Origin of the sequence: Haloarcula argentinensis DSM 12282 (genome assembly GCA_000336895.1) — an archaeon.
Taxonomy (GTDB): Archaea; Halobacteriota; Halobacteria; order Halobacteriales; family Haloarculaceae; genus Haloarcula; species Haloarcula argentinensis.
The window spans coordinates 320,042-334,485 of the sequence record AOLX01000014.1; the positions used below are offsets into that span (position 1 = coordinate 320,042).

A 14,444-nucleotide genomic window follows, 5' to 3' on the forward strand; every position below is an offset into this window, starting at 1 on the left:
GAAGCTAACATATGCCCGTCATTGGCGGGCTACGTGTTCCATCTTTTGGCCCCGTTTAGATATAAATGGGTTTACACTTCCGACCAATGGTGCTGTGCCCCCTATCCCTGGCCGACCATCTCGTCCTCGTCTTCCCACTCCTGTTCGCGGAGTTCGTACTTCTGGACCTTCCCGGTCGCTGTCGTGGGCAGTTCCTCGACGAATTCCACGCGGCGAACGACCTTGTAGGTCGCCAGTTGCTCTCGGGTGAAGGTTCGGAGATCCTCGGCCGTCACGCCCGGGTTGTCCGGGTCGCCTGAATTCGGGACGACGAAGGCCTTCGGCGTTTCGCCCCACTCATCGCTCGGGGCAGGGATAACTGCGACATCGCTGACGGCGTCGTGTTCGTAGAGCGTGTCCTCCAGTTCGATGCTGGAGATGTTCTCGCCGCCGGAGATGATGATGTCCTTCTTGCGGTCACGGATGGCGATCATGCCGTCCTCGTCGACCGTCGCCAGGTCACCCATGTGGTAGTAGCCCTCGACGCGGTCAGAGAAGGCCTCTTCCGTCTGTTCGGGTTTGTTCCAGTAGCGGTCCATCACCTGATTGCCCCGGACGACGACCTCCCCCAGCGTCTCGTCGTCGTGTGGCACGTCGTTGCCGTCCTCGTCGACGACCCGGACGTCCGTCCCGAGGTAGCCGATACCCTGTCGCTTCTTGACGCTAAAGCGGGCGTCGCTCCCGTCCTCGAAGAAGCGGCGAGCGTCCGAGGTCGTGACGAGCGGGCCGGTCTCGGTCGCGCCGTAGACGTGTTTCAGATACCAGCCGAAGTCGTCCTCGACGGTTCGGATGACAGCCTCCGGCGGCGCGCTGCCGGCCGTCGCGATGCGCACGTCGTTCGCACCGGTCGTCTCGATATCGCCGTTGTGGTCCTCGTAGCGGTCCGCCAGAATGTTCAGCACCGTCGGCGCGCCACAGAGATAGGACACGTCCTCAGTCCTGACAGCGTCGAAGATGCCCTCGGCGTCAACGCCGCGGGTACAGACGTGTTTCGCACCCATACCGGTGACCGAGAAGATGTGGCCCCAGCCGTTGACGTGGAACATTGGGAGCGTCCAGAGGTACACATCGCCGTCTGAAATCTCCTGATGGAGCGCGACGATGTAGGCGTGGAGTGTCTCGGTCCGGTGAGTCCGGCAGACACCCTTTGGGTCGCCCGTAGTCCCCGACGTGTAATTGATGGTGATGAGGTCGTCCTCGTCCATCTCTGGCCGCTCGTAGTCGGTGCCTGCCTCCTCGATGATTTCATCGAAGGACTCCCAGTCCCCGTCGACCGCGTCCGTGTCGTTGGTGACGAAGATTTCGGTGGGCACCTCGTCGCGGATCGGCTCGATCTTCTCTGCGTACTCGTAGTCCGCGTAGACGGCGTCGACTTCGGCGTCCGAGAGAATATATTCGAAATCGTCCGGCACGAGCCGGTAGTTCAGCGGCGTGTGGACCGCACCCAACTGCATGGTTCCGTAGGCTGCTTCGAGCTGGTAGTGCGTGTTCGGGTCCAAGACGGCCACCCGGTCCCCCTTCTCGATACCACGGGCAGCCATCGCCGCCGAGAACCCGTCGGCTCGCTCCCCGAATTCGTCGTAGGTAAAGCGCTCACCGGTCGTGGCGACGACAGCCTCTTTGTCCCCGTAGTATTCCCGCGCACGGTCGAGAAAATCCGTGGTAAGCAGTGGCTTATGCATCTCAGACTATCGTATGGTTAATCATGATAAAGTGGTTGTGATACTCCCCTGATCTTGCTGTCTCGGAACCGGTCATATTTTGGGTGCCTGTCGAACCACAGTCGCTTTGAGGATAGCGTCCCCAGTTTTCAGCAATGAGTACAGCGACGGCAGACGTTTCGAAGCGGCAGGCGTGGGTGATGGCCGCGCGGCCACAGACACTGCCTGCCGGGGCCGCGCCGGTCATCGTCGGGATGGGCTTGGCAGTCCACGCCGGCGTCTTCGCTCTATTGCCGGCAGTCGCGGCGCTGGTGGGCGCGCTGCTAATCCAAGTAGGAACGAACTTCGCGAACGACTACTACGACGCGGTGAAGGGGGCCGACACCGACGAGCGTGAGGGATTCACCCGTGTGACCGCTGGCGGCCTCATCGACGCCGAGGAGGTCAAGCGAGCGATGATAGCGACCTACGGTCTCGCTGTCGTCATTGGCGTCTATCTCGTCGCCGTTGGCGGCCTCCCTATCGTTGTGGTTGGCCTCTCAGGTATCGCCGCCGGGATTCTCTACACCGGCGGTCCGTTCCCCTACGGCTACCGTGGCCTGGGCGACCTGTTCGTGTTCGTCTACTTCGGTGTCATCGCGGTCACAGGCACGTATTACGTACAGGCCGTTGCGAGCGCAAGCAGTGTCGGCACGTTCCCGATGGCGCTCCCGCCGGGGTCAGTCACTGCCGCCGCCATCACAGCGAGTCTCCCGGCGGCCGGCCTGTCGACTGCAATTCTCGTCGTCAACAACATCCGAGACCGCGAGACGGACCGTGCCGCTGGCAAGAAGACGCTGGCCGTCTATCTGGGCTACGGCTGGAGCCGCGTCGAGTTTCTCCTGCTGGTCGGGATGGCATATGTCGTCCCAGTCGTGTTCGCCCTCAACAGTCAGTACGGGCTGCCGGCACTGGCCCCGCTGCTTACGCTGCCACTGGCGGCGGCCGTCTCGAAGACGGTCCTCACACGGACTGACGGCGACGCACTGAACCCGACGCTCGAACGGGTCGGCCAGACGCTGTTCGCCCACTCTGTCCTGTTTGCGGCGGCTCTCGCCGTCCCACAGCTACTATGAAGGTCGATTCCTTCTCCCTCCCGCTGTCAAGCCCACTTGCTACCGCTCGGGAGACGATCAGCCGGCGCTCGGGGTTCATCGTTCGCTACGACCACCGCGGCGAAACTGGCGTCGGTGAATCCACGCCGCTCCCGGGCTGGACGGAGTCGGTCGACGACTGCCGGCGCGGGCTCGACGACGCTGCCACGGTCGCAGCCGACGGCGGGCACACAGATGTCCTGCTGTCGCTGGACGCCGCATCGGTTCCTGCCGCCCGACACGGCTTTGCGACTGCGCTGCTCGACGCTGACGCCAAGTCCGACGGCGTGCCGCTGTACCAGTGGTTCGAGTCCGACAGGCGATGCGACCGGGTTCCGGTCAACGCAACGGTCGGCGACGGGTCGCCAGCTGAGACGGCCGACGCCGTCGAGCGGGCGGTCGAAGCCGGCTACGATTGCTGTAAGCTCAAGGTTGGGAAACGAACCGTCGACAAAGATGTCGAGCGTGTTCGGACCGTCCGCGAGCGGGTGGGTGATGACGTGACTCTGCGGGCCGACGCCAACGGCGCGTGGTCCCGAGACCAGGCCGAGGACGCTCTCGACCGGCTCGCGCCGCTGGACGTGGCATACGTCGAACAGCCCCTTCGCGCCGACGATCTCGCCGGCCACGCTGAGCTGCGGGGCAACGGTGTCGGTGTCGCGCTCGATGAATCCCTTGTCGACCGCCGGGTCGACAGCGTGCTCGACGCCGACGCGGCCGACGTGCTGATACTGAAACCGATGGTGCTGGGCGGCCCCGGCAACGCCCACACGCTGGCACTCCGGGCACGCGAGCAGGGTGTCGAGCCGGTCGTCACGACGACCATCGACGCCGTCGTTGCCCGCCTTGCGGCGCTACACGTCGCCGCCGCGATTCCCGACGTTGCGGCCTGCGGTCTGGCGACCGGCGACCGTCTGGCGGCCGACCTCGCGCCGGACCCGACGACAGTAACCGATGGCGCGATGTCGGTCCCCCAGTCGACCGGCCTCGGCATCGACCCGGCGGAGGTTGAAACAGATGCGTGACCCCATCGGCTGGCCGACACAGGACCTCGTCACCCACCGTGCCGACACGACGCCCGACCGGACGGCGATGGTCGCGGCAGCTTCTGGAAACAAGGTCACCTACCGCGAACTCGACGCCGCCGTCGATGCGGTGGCTGCCGAACTCGACCAGCGGCTCAACGCCTCGAACGCCACCGTCGCGACGCTCCTGCCGACGCGGCCGGCGGTCGGGACGCTCCTGTTCGCGACGATGCGACTCGGGGCGACCCTCGCGCCGCTGAACGTCGAACTCGACTCGGAAACGCTCCACAGCCAGCTCTCGACGGTCGACGCCGATCTGCTGGTCTGTGGAGACAGCACCGGGTCGCTGGCGGCCGACCTCGACGGCTGTCCCGTCGTTTCGGTCGACGGGGAACTGTCAGCGGCGGCCGTCGCCGACGAGACGGCAGCGGCGGTCTTGGCTGATCAAACAGCCACCGACGTGACCCCGGCGACCCTCTCCCGAACGGATACCCAACTGGTCATCTTCACCTCGGGGACGACCAGTGAGCCGAAAGGCGTCCGGCTGACCGTCGGCAACCTCGTCGCCAGCGCCGTCGCGTCGTCGTACCGCCTCGGCGTTCTTCCGGATGACCGCTGGCTGGTCTGCTTACCGACCTACCACATGGGCGGACTGGCTCCGTTCGTTCGGAGTGCGCTGTACGGCACCGCCGCCGTCGTCCAGCGCTCGTTCGACGCCGACGCGACACAGCAGGTGCTCGCGGAACACGGGGTAACGGGCGTCTCGCTGGTGCCGACGATGCTATCGCGACTACTGGACGTGGGCTGGGAACCGCCGTCTTCCCTCCGGTTCGTCCTGCTCGGTGGCGGCCCGGCGAGCGAGACGCTCATCGAACGGTGCCAGGAACGGGGCATACCAGTCTGTCCCACCTACGGAATGACTGAAACAGCGTCCCAGATAGCGACGGCGCGGCCCGAGACGGCCTTCGGGCACGCCGGCACTGTCGGCCAGCCGCTGGTGTTCACCGATGTTACGGTCGTCGCCGATGGGAACGCCTGTGGCCCCGGCGAACGCGGCGAGATCGTCGTCGACGGCCCAACAGTGACGCCGGGCTACCTGAACGGCGACGGTGACGCGTTCAGCGACTACGGTTTCCGGACCGGCGACATCGGCTATCGCGACGCGGACGGTCGCCTCTGGGTCGAGGGTCGCGTTGACGACCGAATCGTGACCGGTGGGGAGAACGTCGACGCATCGACGGTTGCCGACACCATTCGTGACCACCCCGCGGTTGCGGACGCGGCCGTGGTTGGCCTTCCGGACGAGGAGTGGGGACAGCGTGTCGCCGCACTGGTTGTCGGAGAGGTCTCGCCCGCAGCGGTTCGCGACTACTGCACCGAGCGACTCGCGCCGTACGAAGTCCCGAAGACGGTGCGGGCCGTTGACACGCTCCCGCGGACGGCCTCGGGGACCGTCGACCGGTCCGCTGTCCGGTCACGGCTCAAACCCCCCGGCGAGCCGGATGAATCGGCATAGCGGGTCGGCCCTGCCGGCCAAGCGGTTTTCTACGTCGATAGCGTATGCAGGTCCGTGTGTACAATCGTTCTCGCGTGGCAGGTCTTCGACGGCACGCCAGTCGCGGTCGCGGCGAACCGCGACGAGCGACTCGATAGGCCGTCACAGCCGCCACAACAGCGCCACTGGGGCAGTCGTGTCGTCGCGCCGGCCGACGAGGAAGCCGACGGGACGTGGATCGGCTACAACGAGCACGGCCTGCTAGCAGCGGTGACGAACCGCTGGGTCGACGCCGACCTTGCCGGCGACCGCTCGCGCGGCCTGCTCGTCCGGGACGCGCTGAGTCACGAGAGCGCGGAGTCAGCCGCGCGAGCCGTCGAGCAAGCGACCAGAGACGCCGAATACTCGGGATTCAATCTTCTGTTGGCAGACGAGAACGCCGCCGTCCTGCTAGAATGGGACGGCCAGCTCGCGGTCCAGAACTTCCAGCCCGGCGTTCACGTCGTCGTCAACGTCGGCGCTGACGGCGACTACCGGATTCCGGCCCATCGGCCTGACGCAGGCGAGGAGCAAGCGACCAACGCGACGCGGTTGCGCGAGACGCTGGTTCCGGAGCCCGGCGACTCCGCAGACGGATGGATTGACCGGGCGGGCGAAACCATCAGCGACCATGAGTACGGTGTCTGCGTCCACGGTGACGGATTCGGCACGCGCTCGTCGTCGCTCATCGCGCTCGGTGCCGGCCGCGAGTACCGGTACGCGGACGGGCCACCGTGCCGGACGCCCTACCGCTTGGTCGAAGGTCAGATTTAAGCGGCCGACTCACGGTATGAGTAATACATGAGTTCAGCAGCGTCGGAGGCGGACCTTTCTGACGGCGAGCGGGCCGGGCTCGAACTGATTCGTGAGTCCGGTGGCATCCACCAGAGCGACTTCTGGAAGGAACTCGACGTCTCCTCGCGAAAGGGGAGTCGCATCGTCGAGTCCCTGTTCGAGAAGGACCTCATCCAGCGTGAGGAAACGGTGTACGAGGGGCACAACACGTACTACCTGACGCCCGCGGCCCGCGACCTCGATTTCTCGCTTCTGATGGCCGGTGACCAGCTCTCGCCGTTCATCGGCGACGAAGAAGTCGACCCCCACGACGACACCTTCTCGCAGTGGGTCATGACCCTCGCTTACGAGGACTGACCGACGGTTACGTGGCGTGAGTCAGTAGTGCCACGGGACGTCGTCGAAATCCGGGTCGCGGCCCTCGTTGAACGCGTCCCGTCCCTCCTGTGCCTCGTCGGTCATGTAGGCCAGCCGCGTCGCCTCCCCAGCGAACACTTGCTGTCCGACCATGCCGTCGGAGTCCAGATTGAACGCGTACTTGAGCATCCGCATCGCCGTCGGTGACTTCTCGTTCATCCGCTCGGCCCACTCGATAGCGGTGTTTTCCAAGTCCTCGTGGGACACCACGTCGTTGACCATCCCCATGTCGGCGGCTTCGTCGGCGTCGTAGGTCTTGCCGAGGAAGAACACCTCGCGGGCCTTCTTCTGGCCGACCTGTCGCGCGAGATACGCCGAGCCGAAGCCGCCGTCGAAGCTCCCCACGTCGGGGTCGGTCTGGAGGAACTTCGCGTGCTCCTCGCTGGCGAGCGTGAGGTCACAGACGACGTGTAACGAGTGACCGCCGCCAACGGCCCACCCCGGCACGACGGCGACGACGGGCTTGGGAATGTGACGGATCTGGCGCTGGACTTCGAGGATGTGGAGGCGGCCGACGTTCTCCGGCGCGTCATCCTCCACGCCGTCGCTTTCAACTGTCTCTTCGGACTCGCTGTACTCGTAGCCACTTTCACCTCGAATGCCCTGGTCCCCGCCGGCACAGAAGGCCCAGCCGCCGTCCTTCTCGGATGGGCCGTTCCCGGTCAGGAGGACACAGCCAACGTCGGTCTGGCGCTTGGCGTGGTCCAGCGCCGTCGCGAGTTCGTCGACCGTCTCCGGGCGGAAAGCGTTGCGCTTCTCCGGCCGGTCGAAAGCGATACGGACCGCACCCGTCTCAGTCGAGCGGTGATAGGTGATATCGGTGAAGTCGAACCGGTCGATGGCCGTCCACCGCCCCGGGTCGAATATTTCAGAGACCATACCGTGGCTCGGGACGGCCCTCGCAAAAAGATTCCTCGTACAGGCTCACACAGCGGAGGAAACCCTTTGGTGCCACGCACACGAACCGACTAGCGATGCCCTCCACATCGAGGAACGCGATGATAGGGGTACTCGCGAGCCTCTCCGTCCTCATCGTCGTGTACAGCTTCATCATCGTCCAGCAGATTCTACTCGGCCTGATTGTGGCTGTGGTCCCCTGGCTCCTGTATCTGGTTGTACGGTTCGTGTTCACGCTCGAACGGATCGCAACGGCCCTAGAACAGCTCGCGTCGGTGCGCACCCAGGAGCAGGAGGCCGCTGGGGACCATCAGCAGCCGTCGGAGTCGTACGGACACAACACAGAGACCGAAGGGGGCGTCGAGAACGAGTGACCGACGGCGGTCGCGTGCAGCTACGGTCGGTCGCTCGCCCGCAGGTGCTACACCCGGCATGACCGAGACGTTTTACGAGGTGCTGGGCGTTCCAACTGACGCCTCAACGGCGGCTATCGAAACGGCCTATCGGGAGCGACTGAAGGAAACCCATCCCGACGTGAGCGACGCGGCCGACGCCGGCGAGGCGACACAGCGGCTCATCGAAGCCCGCGACGTGCTCACCGACGAAGACGAGCGAGCGCGATACGACCGGCTGGGTCACGATAGCTACGTCGCGGGCGAGAGCAACATGGCGGACGACGACGGTAGTGACGTAGCCGAAGCGGCACGGCGCGCGGGCTATGACGAATCTGAACCGGCTGGCGACCGAGCCGAAGCGAGCACTGACCGGAGTACGTCCCGGACGAACGCCCGGGAGCGGGCACAACGCGAACGAGCCGCCAGAGACCGCGTCGCTGAGGACAAAGACGAACGCTCGACCACTGGCACCGATGCGTCGTCGAGTAACGACCAGTCGACCGACGCGGCGGGCGAGACGGCGACCGCGTCGAACGCAGAGTCGACCTGGCAATCCAGCGCTACCGCGACCAGCGGCTTCAGCGACAGCGACGGCAGCGGCGCGACCTGGAGTTCGTCGTCCGCGTACGCTGTTCGACAGACGGACACCCTGTCTCGCGGGTCGCTTCTGGAGATGCCGACCGGGCGGGGGCTGACGCTGTTTGCCATCACGTTCGCGCTCTATCCGGTGATGCTGTTCAGCGCGCTGCTTCCAGCGTTCCCGCTGTGGGTCAATGTGACCATCGGGGTCTGTACGCTCTTCATGATCGGCTACCTCCAGTCCGAACCCACGATCGCGATTATGGTGTTCGGGAGCTGGAGCCTAACAACGGCGGTGCTGCTGATCGTGCTGAACATCAGCGTGTTCTCGCTTATCGGAGCGCTCGCGCTGTCGGGGACGTGGCTCCCGTTCGGACTGTCGCTGTTGACGGCGTCCGTGCTCCGGCTCTAACAGATCAGTCGTCAGCGATGGCTTTCCCGACCTGTTCGGCAAGCCGGTCTCTGACCGCGTGGCTATCGCCCGCGTCGAACCGAACCTCGATGACCTGTGTCCCATCGCTCCGGACTGAGTCGCCGAAGCGTTCGCGAAACTGCCGGCGGTCGGCCACCCGCTCGAACTCCAGGGAATAGAGCGCCTCCGTCGGCTCGAAGTCGAGCCCGTGTGGCGTTCGGAACTGGTCCTCGAAGGTGGGGTGGTCCTCGATGGGCAGCATGTGGAAGATGCCGCCGCCGTCGTTGTTGAGCAGGACGACTGTCGCGTCCACGCCACAGCGACCGAGCGCGAGCAGGCCGTTCATGTCGTGGTAGTACGCCAGGTCACCGGTGATGAGCACGAGCGGGTCGGATGTCGCGCTTCCGGCTCCGAGCGCCGTCGAGGTGATGCCGTCGATACCGCTGGCCCCGCGGTTGCCCAGCACGGTCAGGTCGGCGTCGCGGGGCCGACCGAAGCGGTCCATATCTCGTATCGGCATGCTGTTGGAGACGAACAGTGTGGTCGGGTCCGGGGCCAGTGCAGCCACGTCCGCGAGGACGCCTCCCTCCCAGTAGGTCTCCGAGGCAGTTTCGGTAACGGCGTCCCAGTGGGCCTGCTCCGCCCTGGCGAACTGTTCACGCCACGACGCTGCGCCGCCACTCAGCGACTCGGCTACGAGCGAATCCACGGTGGCGTCGGGGTCGGCGACGAGCAGATCCGTTGCGGTGAACTCGGCCTCCGACCAGCCGCCGGCCGGGTCGACGAGGAACTGCTGACAGTCGGCGTCCCGGAGGTAGTGCCGCAGCGGCTTCGAGGTCGGTGACGCACCGAAGCGGACGACGACATCGGGGTCGCCCCACTGGTCGACGCTGTCGCTTCCGAGATAGCCGTCGTAGCCGCCACAGACCGGCACGTCGAGGCGGTCGACGTGGGGGCCGAACCGCAGGTCCGACAGCGGGTCCGCCAGAACGGGGAAGCCCGTGGCTGCCGCCAGCCGTTCAAGTGAATCTGCACTGAGCCCTTGATCGGCCGGACCAGCGACGATGAGTCCCTGTTCGGCGGTCTGGAGAGCGTCCTGTACCCGACGCACTGTCCGCTCATCCGGTTCAGCGACGCCCTCGCTCGTCGTGACAAACGGGCCATCGCGGCCAGTTTCGGCCGCGCTGTCACCACCCGCCCAGTCGGCGGGAACGCCAGCCGGGTCGTCCTCGGCCATCGGTGTCGGTTCCAGTGGCTTCCGGAACCGACAGTTCAGATGGACTGGGCCGGGGTCGCTGCCGGTACTCTCTCTGAGCGCGCGGGCTGCCGTGGTCCGTAGCATCCGAACTTTCCGCGGCTCGGCCTCGGGTTCGGGCATATCTCGATACCAGCGGACAGCGTCGCCGTACAGTTTCTCCTGATCGACCGTCTGGTTCGCTCCACTATCGATGAGCTCCGGCGGTCGGTCAGCTGTAAGCAAAAGCAACGGGACACCCGACTGGTTGGCCTCAATGACCGCCGGGTGGTAGTTCGCCGCGGCGGTCCCCGACGTGCAGACCAGCGGCGTCGGCTCGCCGGTTCGCCGGGCGCGTCCCAGCGCGAAGAATGCCGCCGACCGCTCGTCGAGGTGGGAGAACACCTCGATTTCGGGGTGCTCGGCGAAGGCCACCGTCAGCGGCGTCGAGCGACTGCCGGGCGAGAGACACACCGCGTCGACCCCGCCCGCGGCGAGTTCGGAAACGAGCGTCTCTGCCCACAGCGTGTTGACGTTCGGGGCCGTCATTCCAGCTCGTCCAGTATCGGCCGGTATTTGAGCTGGACCTCGTCCCACTCGCGGTCGGGGTCGCTGTCCGCGACGATGCCCGCGCCTGCGAAGAGGGTCGCCTCCTGTTCCGTGGCGACGGCCGAGCGGATGCCGACAGCGAAGGTCCCGTTACCGGCGGCGTCGACCCAGCCGACCGGGGCGGCGTACCAGCCGCGGTCGAACGCCTCTGTCTCGCGGATGGTCTGTAGCGCCACGTCCGGCGGGAGTCCGCCCACTGCCGGTGTCGGGTGGAGTGCCTCGACCAGCGAGAGGACGTGCTCGTCGTCGTCGAGTTCGGCCGTTATCGACGTCCGAAGGTGCTGAACCGTGGCGAGTCGGCGGACGGTCCGGTCACCGATGCGGACTGTCGAGGCAAAGGGCTCAAGCTGGTCGCGTATCGCGTCGGCGACGAGCTTCTGCTCGTGGCGGTCCTTCTCGCTATCGAGGAGTTCGGCGGCGAGCCACTCGTCCTCGGCAGGTGTGTCGCCCCGCCCAGTCGAGCCGGCGAGCGCCTCCGTCCGGACGGTTCGCCCGCGGACCGAGACCAGCCGCTCCGGCGTGGCTCCGAAGAAGGTGCCGCCGGAGTCCGGCGACAGCATGAATCGGTAGCAGTCCGGGTACGTCTCGGACAGGCGGGCCATCACGTCCGGAACCGATAGCTCCGCGTCCAGTGTGGCGCTGAGACTCTGTGCGAGCACGACCTTTTGGAGGTCACCGCGGTCGATACTCTCTGTGGCGGCCGCCACCTGCTCGCGCCAGCCGCCCTGTGTGGGCGTTCGCTTCTGGTGTGAGATGCCCGGCGGGGTTCCCGGCTCTGTTTCTGGGTCCGCGACCAACCGGTCGCGCCACTCCTCCAGTAGCGTCTCCGCTTCGGCCGCGGCCTCGGGCCCCGTCGCGACCGTCGTGAGCCAGGCGTCGTCGTCTCGCTTCGTTACCTGTATCTCGGGAAGGAAAAACGCTGCACTGGGAAACCCGTCCCAGCGAGAGTTCTCTTTTTTGTACGTTCCGTTGTGGAAAGCGAACCCACCGAACGCTCGCGGTCGAGCGACGCTCGGGAGGTCCTCGGAAACTGAGCAGTCATCGAACAGCGCTTCGAGCGCTGTCCGAACGTCGTCGAACCGCGACTGCCCGTCGGCAGTCACAGTCGCCGCGCTCCCGCGGGCTGCGATTGACTCTGTACCGGCCGCCCAGAAGAACCGGGGGCGCGCGTCTGTTTCCAAGACCGCCCGCACCGGTGCATCGTCGAGGCGACACCCGCGTGCGACGACCGTTGTCTCACCAACCGTCGTCTCGTCACCACGCAGTGGTTCCATCAGCCATGCCTTAGGATTGCGCACCTTTGAGCCTAACTATACGCTCGATTCCACACGGTGTGGTTCGACCGGGCCGTCGTGTTCGAGCCACCTATTTCACGCCGTTCTGACCCGCCACGTGACATAGCGGCACCGAGATTCCGGTTCGCGGAAATTAATGTCTGGGTTCACAAAGTTCCTCTCTCAGTTCTACAATTGTAATTATGTAATCTCCGAACACACCCCCGTCAAGTTTAAATAGGGCATAGTCGAAGCCCCCTATGTTGCGATGCCTAAGGTAGAGATCAATATCCCGGAACACCTGGAGATGCAAATCGCGCAGCTCGTCGAGAAAGGCGAGTTCCTCAATCGCGAGGAAGCCATCGAGGACCTCCTGTCGACCGGGCTCAAGGCGTACAAAACCTCCGGACCACAGGACGAAGACGAGGAGCCAGGGTTCGAAGAAGACGGCATGATGGGCCACGACGACGAGTACGTCTTCTGAAAATACGGGCGTGAGCGTCTGGTATCCCTTCTCAAGCAATTCTTATGCACGTGCCACCGCATACTGTAGCTATGCACAAAGACGAGCTTCTCGAGCTACACGAGCAGATGGTGACGATCATGGAGTACTTCCGCGACGACATGGACTCAGTCGATCCAGAGCTGTTCGACGCCTACCAGGAACTCGACGTGCGGCCATCGGACGTCCACAAGTCGAAAAGCGAGCACAAACACGCCGTGTTCGTACTCGGTAACTCGCTGGCGACGGCGATGAGCGAAGACGAGTTCTCGGACGCGGGCCGGGTCAGCAAGCGAATGAAGGAACTGGCCGAGGACGCCGAGCGGAAACTGTAACCACGACGCTGTCGAGCCGTCTTCTCCCTCGTCTTTATTTCGACCCGTCTCCTCTCTTGGCTACGATCTCTCGCCGTCGAGCTCGGTGAACAGCTCCGGGTCCGTCTTGAATTTCAGGACGTTGTGGACGACCGAGTTCCGGACGTTCTGAATCACGTCGCCGTGGTCCTTGTAGAAGTCGTGGATCCAGCGGGATTCGGCCGTTCGGCTTGGGAACATCATCACTGACTTCCACTGATATTCGCCGTCGGAGAGGAAGTAAAACAGCGTGTGCCGGTCGTCCCGAATGGACACCATCGCGTCGTGCCAGGAGTCGGCGAAATGCTCGGGGTTGAACTTGAACTCGAACAGCGCGAAATTGAACAGTTCCTCGTTCGGGACGATGGTCTCACGGAAGACGCCCGCGTCACGCATCCCCCGAATCGATTCGCTGACCGTTACGTGCGACACGTCGATGCCGTACTCAGACTCCAGCAGATCCGCAAGATCACGGGACGACCGCTGGGGATCCGCCGAGAGCTCGCGCAGGATGTACATGTCCCGCTCGCTGAACTCCCAGTCCGGGGGGTCGTCGGTCATGTCGTGGCCTCCATCCCAGCGGGGGTACAGACGCGTTCAGCTGCGGTACTAGTGGCCGGTCGGATCTGTGTTGGAACACTCGGAGGCATGATCTGTGGGCTAGCTGGCGGGTGCTGAATCAGTGGTCGTATTGGTTACAGTCATCAGCTTACTGGCCCCTGAACTCCGGGTCGCGTTTCTCGACGAACGCGGTCGTCCCTTCCTCGTGGTCGTCCGTAGTAAAAGCGACGCCCTGCGCGGTGGCTTCGTTTTCGAGTGCCTGTTCCAGCGAACTGTCCAGGCTTCGGTTGACCAGGCGCTTGGCGTGCCCGAGTGCGACTGTCGGTCCAGCGGCGATATCCGCGACAAGTTCCGAAAACGCTGACTCGAACGTCTCTGCGTCGAACACCCGGGTGAACAGCCCGAGTTCCCTGGCTGCCGCAGCATCCAGCAGTTCGCCGGTAAACAGGAGTTCCTTTGCCTTGTTCGGGCCGACGATTCGCGGAAGGAAGTAGGAGACGCCGGAGTCACATGCCAGTCCGACCTGGCGGAAGCCGAAGCCGATTTGGCCGTCAGTGCTTGCGACCTGCATATCACAGGCCAGCGCGAGTCCTGCACCGGCACCGAAGGCGGGGCCGTCGATTTTCGCGACGACCGGGAGCGGACAGCTGTGGACGGTCCGGATCGCTTCGTGGAGCGACGAGACCACCAGTTCGACCTGTGTGGCCGGCGGTCGGTCGTGTTCTACCCCCTGTACCATTGCGTTGATGTCTCCGCCAGCGCAGAACGCCGGGCCCGCACCCTCCAGTACGACACACCGGGCGTCGGTGTCGGTCACCGATTCGAACTTAGCAGTGAGTGCGTCGGCCAACTCCGCCGACAGGGCGTTTCGCGACTCCGGCTGGTTCAGCGTCACTGTGGCGATCCCGTCGTCGACAGACAGTATCACGGTCGCGTCTTCCATACGGTGGCCCTCGACCGGCGGCAAGATAACAGTGGTGTCCGTCAGCGCCTGACAGACCAACATCGTTGGGCAGTACCTTTT

15 protein-coding genes are annotated in these 14,444 nt (G+C 64.9%); 9 read left to right on the forward strand and 6 right to left on the reverse strand.

What is annotated here, in order from left to right:
• Positions 1 to 101 precede the first annotated feature (101 nt).
• Positions 102 to 1,721 carry a long-chain-fatty-acid--CoA ligase gene (locus C443_RS05175; RefSeq protein WP_005534441.1) on the reverse strand — a complete coding sequence of 540 codons (1,620 nt, stop codon included), beginning with the start codon at positions 1,719 to 1,721 and terminating at the stop codon, positions 102 to 104.
• A gap of 134 nt (positions 1,722 to 1,855) precedes the next feature.
• Between C443_RS05175 and C443_RS05180 the strand changes: the two genes are divergently transcribed.
• Genes C443_RS05180 through C443_RS05200 form a run of 5 tightly spaced genes read left to right on the forward strand, consistent with a single transcriptional unit; the run spans position 1,856 to position 6,544 of the window.
• Positions 1,856 to 2,815, forward strand: coding sequence for a 1,4-dihydroxy-2-naphthoate polyprenyltransferase (locus tag C443_RS05180; RefSeq protein ID WP_005534442.1), 960 nt, complete (start codon positions 1,856 to 1,858; stop codon positions 2,813 to 2,815).
• Positions 2,812 to 3,858 carry a mandelate racemase/muconate lactonizing enzyme family protein gene (locus tag C443_RS05185; protein WP_005534443.1) on the forward strand — a complete coding sequence of 349 codons (1,047 nt, stop codon included), beginning with the start codon at positions 2,812 to 2,814 and terminating at the stop codon, positions 3,856 to 3,858. Before C443_RS05180 ends, C443_RS05185 begins: the two co-directional genes overlap by 4 nt.
• Positions 3,851 to 5,374, forward strand: coding sequence for an o-succinylbenzoate--CoA ligase (gene menE, locus C443_RS05190; RefSeq protein ID WP_005534444.1), 1,524 nt, complete (start codon positions 3,851 to 3,853; stop codon positions 5,372 to 5,374). The genes C443_RS05185 and menE overlap by 8 nt, the downstream gene beginning before the upstream one ends.
• Positions 5,375 to 5,428: 54 nt before the next feature.
• The gene (locus C443_RS05195; protein ID WP_005534445.1) at positions 5,429 to 6,166 is read left to right on the forward strand and encodes an NRDE family protein; all 738 of its coding nucleotides are present in this window, start codon (positions 5,429 to 5,431) and stop codon (positions 6,164 to 6,166) included.
• A gap of 27 nt (positions 6,167 to 6,193) precedes the next feature.
• Positions 6,194 to 6,544 carry a helix-turn-helix transcriptional regulator gene (locus C443_RS05200; protein ID WP_004517952.1) on the forward strand — a complete coding sequence of 117 codons (351 nt, stop codon included), beginning with the start codon at positions 6,194 to 6,196 and terminating at the stop codon, positions 6,542 to 6,544.
• 21 nt (positions 6,545 to 6,565) lie between these two features.
• Here C443_RS05200 and C443_RS05205 read toward each other — a convergent pair whose 3' ends face one another.
• Positions 6,566 to 7,483, reverse strand: a complete 918-nt coding sequence (locus tag C443_RS05205) for a 1,4-dihydroxy-2-naphthoyl-CoA synthase (protein ID WP_005534446.1) — start codon at positions 7,481 to 7,483, stop codon at positions 6,566 to 6,568.
• A gap of 95 nt (positions 7,484 to 7,578) precedes the next feature.
• Between C443_RS05205 and C443_RS05210 the strand changes: the two genes are divergently transcribed.
• Entirely contained in the window at positions 7,579 to 7,875 is a 297-nt protein-coding gene (locus tag C443_RS05210; RefSeq protein ID WP_049943908.1) for a hypothetical protein, read from the forward strand.
• A gap of 58 nt (positions 7,876 to 7,933) precedes the next feature.
• Positions 7,934 to 8,887: a J domain-containing protein gene (locus tag C443_RS05215; RefSeq protein WP_005534450.1), complete on the forward strand. Its 954-nt coding sequence runs from the start codon at positions 7,934 to 7,936 to the stop codon at positions 8,885 to 8,887.
• Positions 8,888 to 8,891: 4 nt separating this feature from the next.
• Here the strand turns inward: C443_RS05215 and menD are convergent, their stop codons facing one another.
• Both menD and C443_RS05225 read right to left on the reverse strand, forming a co-directional pair.
• On the reverse strand, positions 8,892 to 10,670 hold the full coding sequence (gene menD / locus C443_RS05220; RefSeq protein ID WP_005534452.1) for a 2-succinyl-5-enolpyruvyl-6-hydroxy-3-cyclohexene-1-carboxylic-acid synthase: 1,779 nt from the start codon (positions 10,668 to 10,670) through the stop codon (positions 8,892 to 8,894).
• The gene (locus C443_RS05225; RefSeq protein ID WP_005534453.1) at positions 10,667 to 12,004 is read right to left on the reverse strand and encodes an isochorismate synthase; all 1,338 of its coding nucleotides are present in this window, start codon (positions 12,002 to 12,004) and stop codon (positions 10,667 to 10,669) included. Before C443_RS05225 ends, menD begins: the two co-directional genes overlap by 4 nt.
• Positions 12,005 to 12,272: 268 nt before the next feature.
• Between C443_RS05225 and C443_RS05230 the strand changes: the two genes are divergently transcribed.
• On the forward strand, positions 12,273 to 12,488 hold the full coding sequence (locus tag C443_RS05230; protein WP_004517946.1) for a ribbon-helix-helix domain-containing protein: 216 nt from the start codon (positions 12,273 to 12,275) through the stop codon (positions 12,486 to 12,488).
• A gap of 71 nt (positions 12,489 to 12,559) precedes the next feature.
• Positions 12,560 to 12,841 carry a UPF0058 family protein gene (locus C443_RS05235; protein WP_004592794.1) on the forward strand — a complete coding sequence of 94 codons (282 nt, stop codon included), beginning with the start codon at positions 12,560 to 12,562 and terminating at the stop codon, positions 12,839 to 12,841.
• A gap of 60 nt (positions 12,842 to 12,901) precedes the next feature.
• Here C443_RS05235 and C443_RS05240 read toward each other — a convergent pair whose 3' ends face one another.
• Both C443_RS05240 and C443_RS05245 read right to left on the reverse strand, forming a co-directional pair.
• Positions 12,902 to 13,420 (reverse strand): Lrp/AsnC family transcriptional regulator, encoded by a 519-nt coding sequence (locus C443_RS05240; RefSeq protein WP_005534456.1) that lies wholly within the window; start codon positions 13,418 to 13,420, stop codon positions 12,902 to 12,904.
• 148 nt (positions 13,421 to 13,568) lie between these two features.
• Positions 13,569 to 14,426, reverse strand: a complete 858-nt coding sequence (locus tag C443_RS05245) for an enoyl-CoA hydratase/isomerase family protein (protein WP_005534458.1) — start codon at positions 14,424 to 14,426, stop codon at positions 13,569 to 13,571.
• Positions 14,427 to 14,444: the final 18 nt, after the last annotated feature.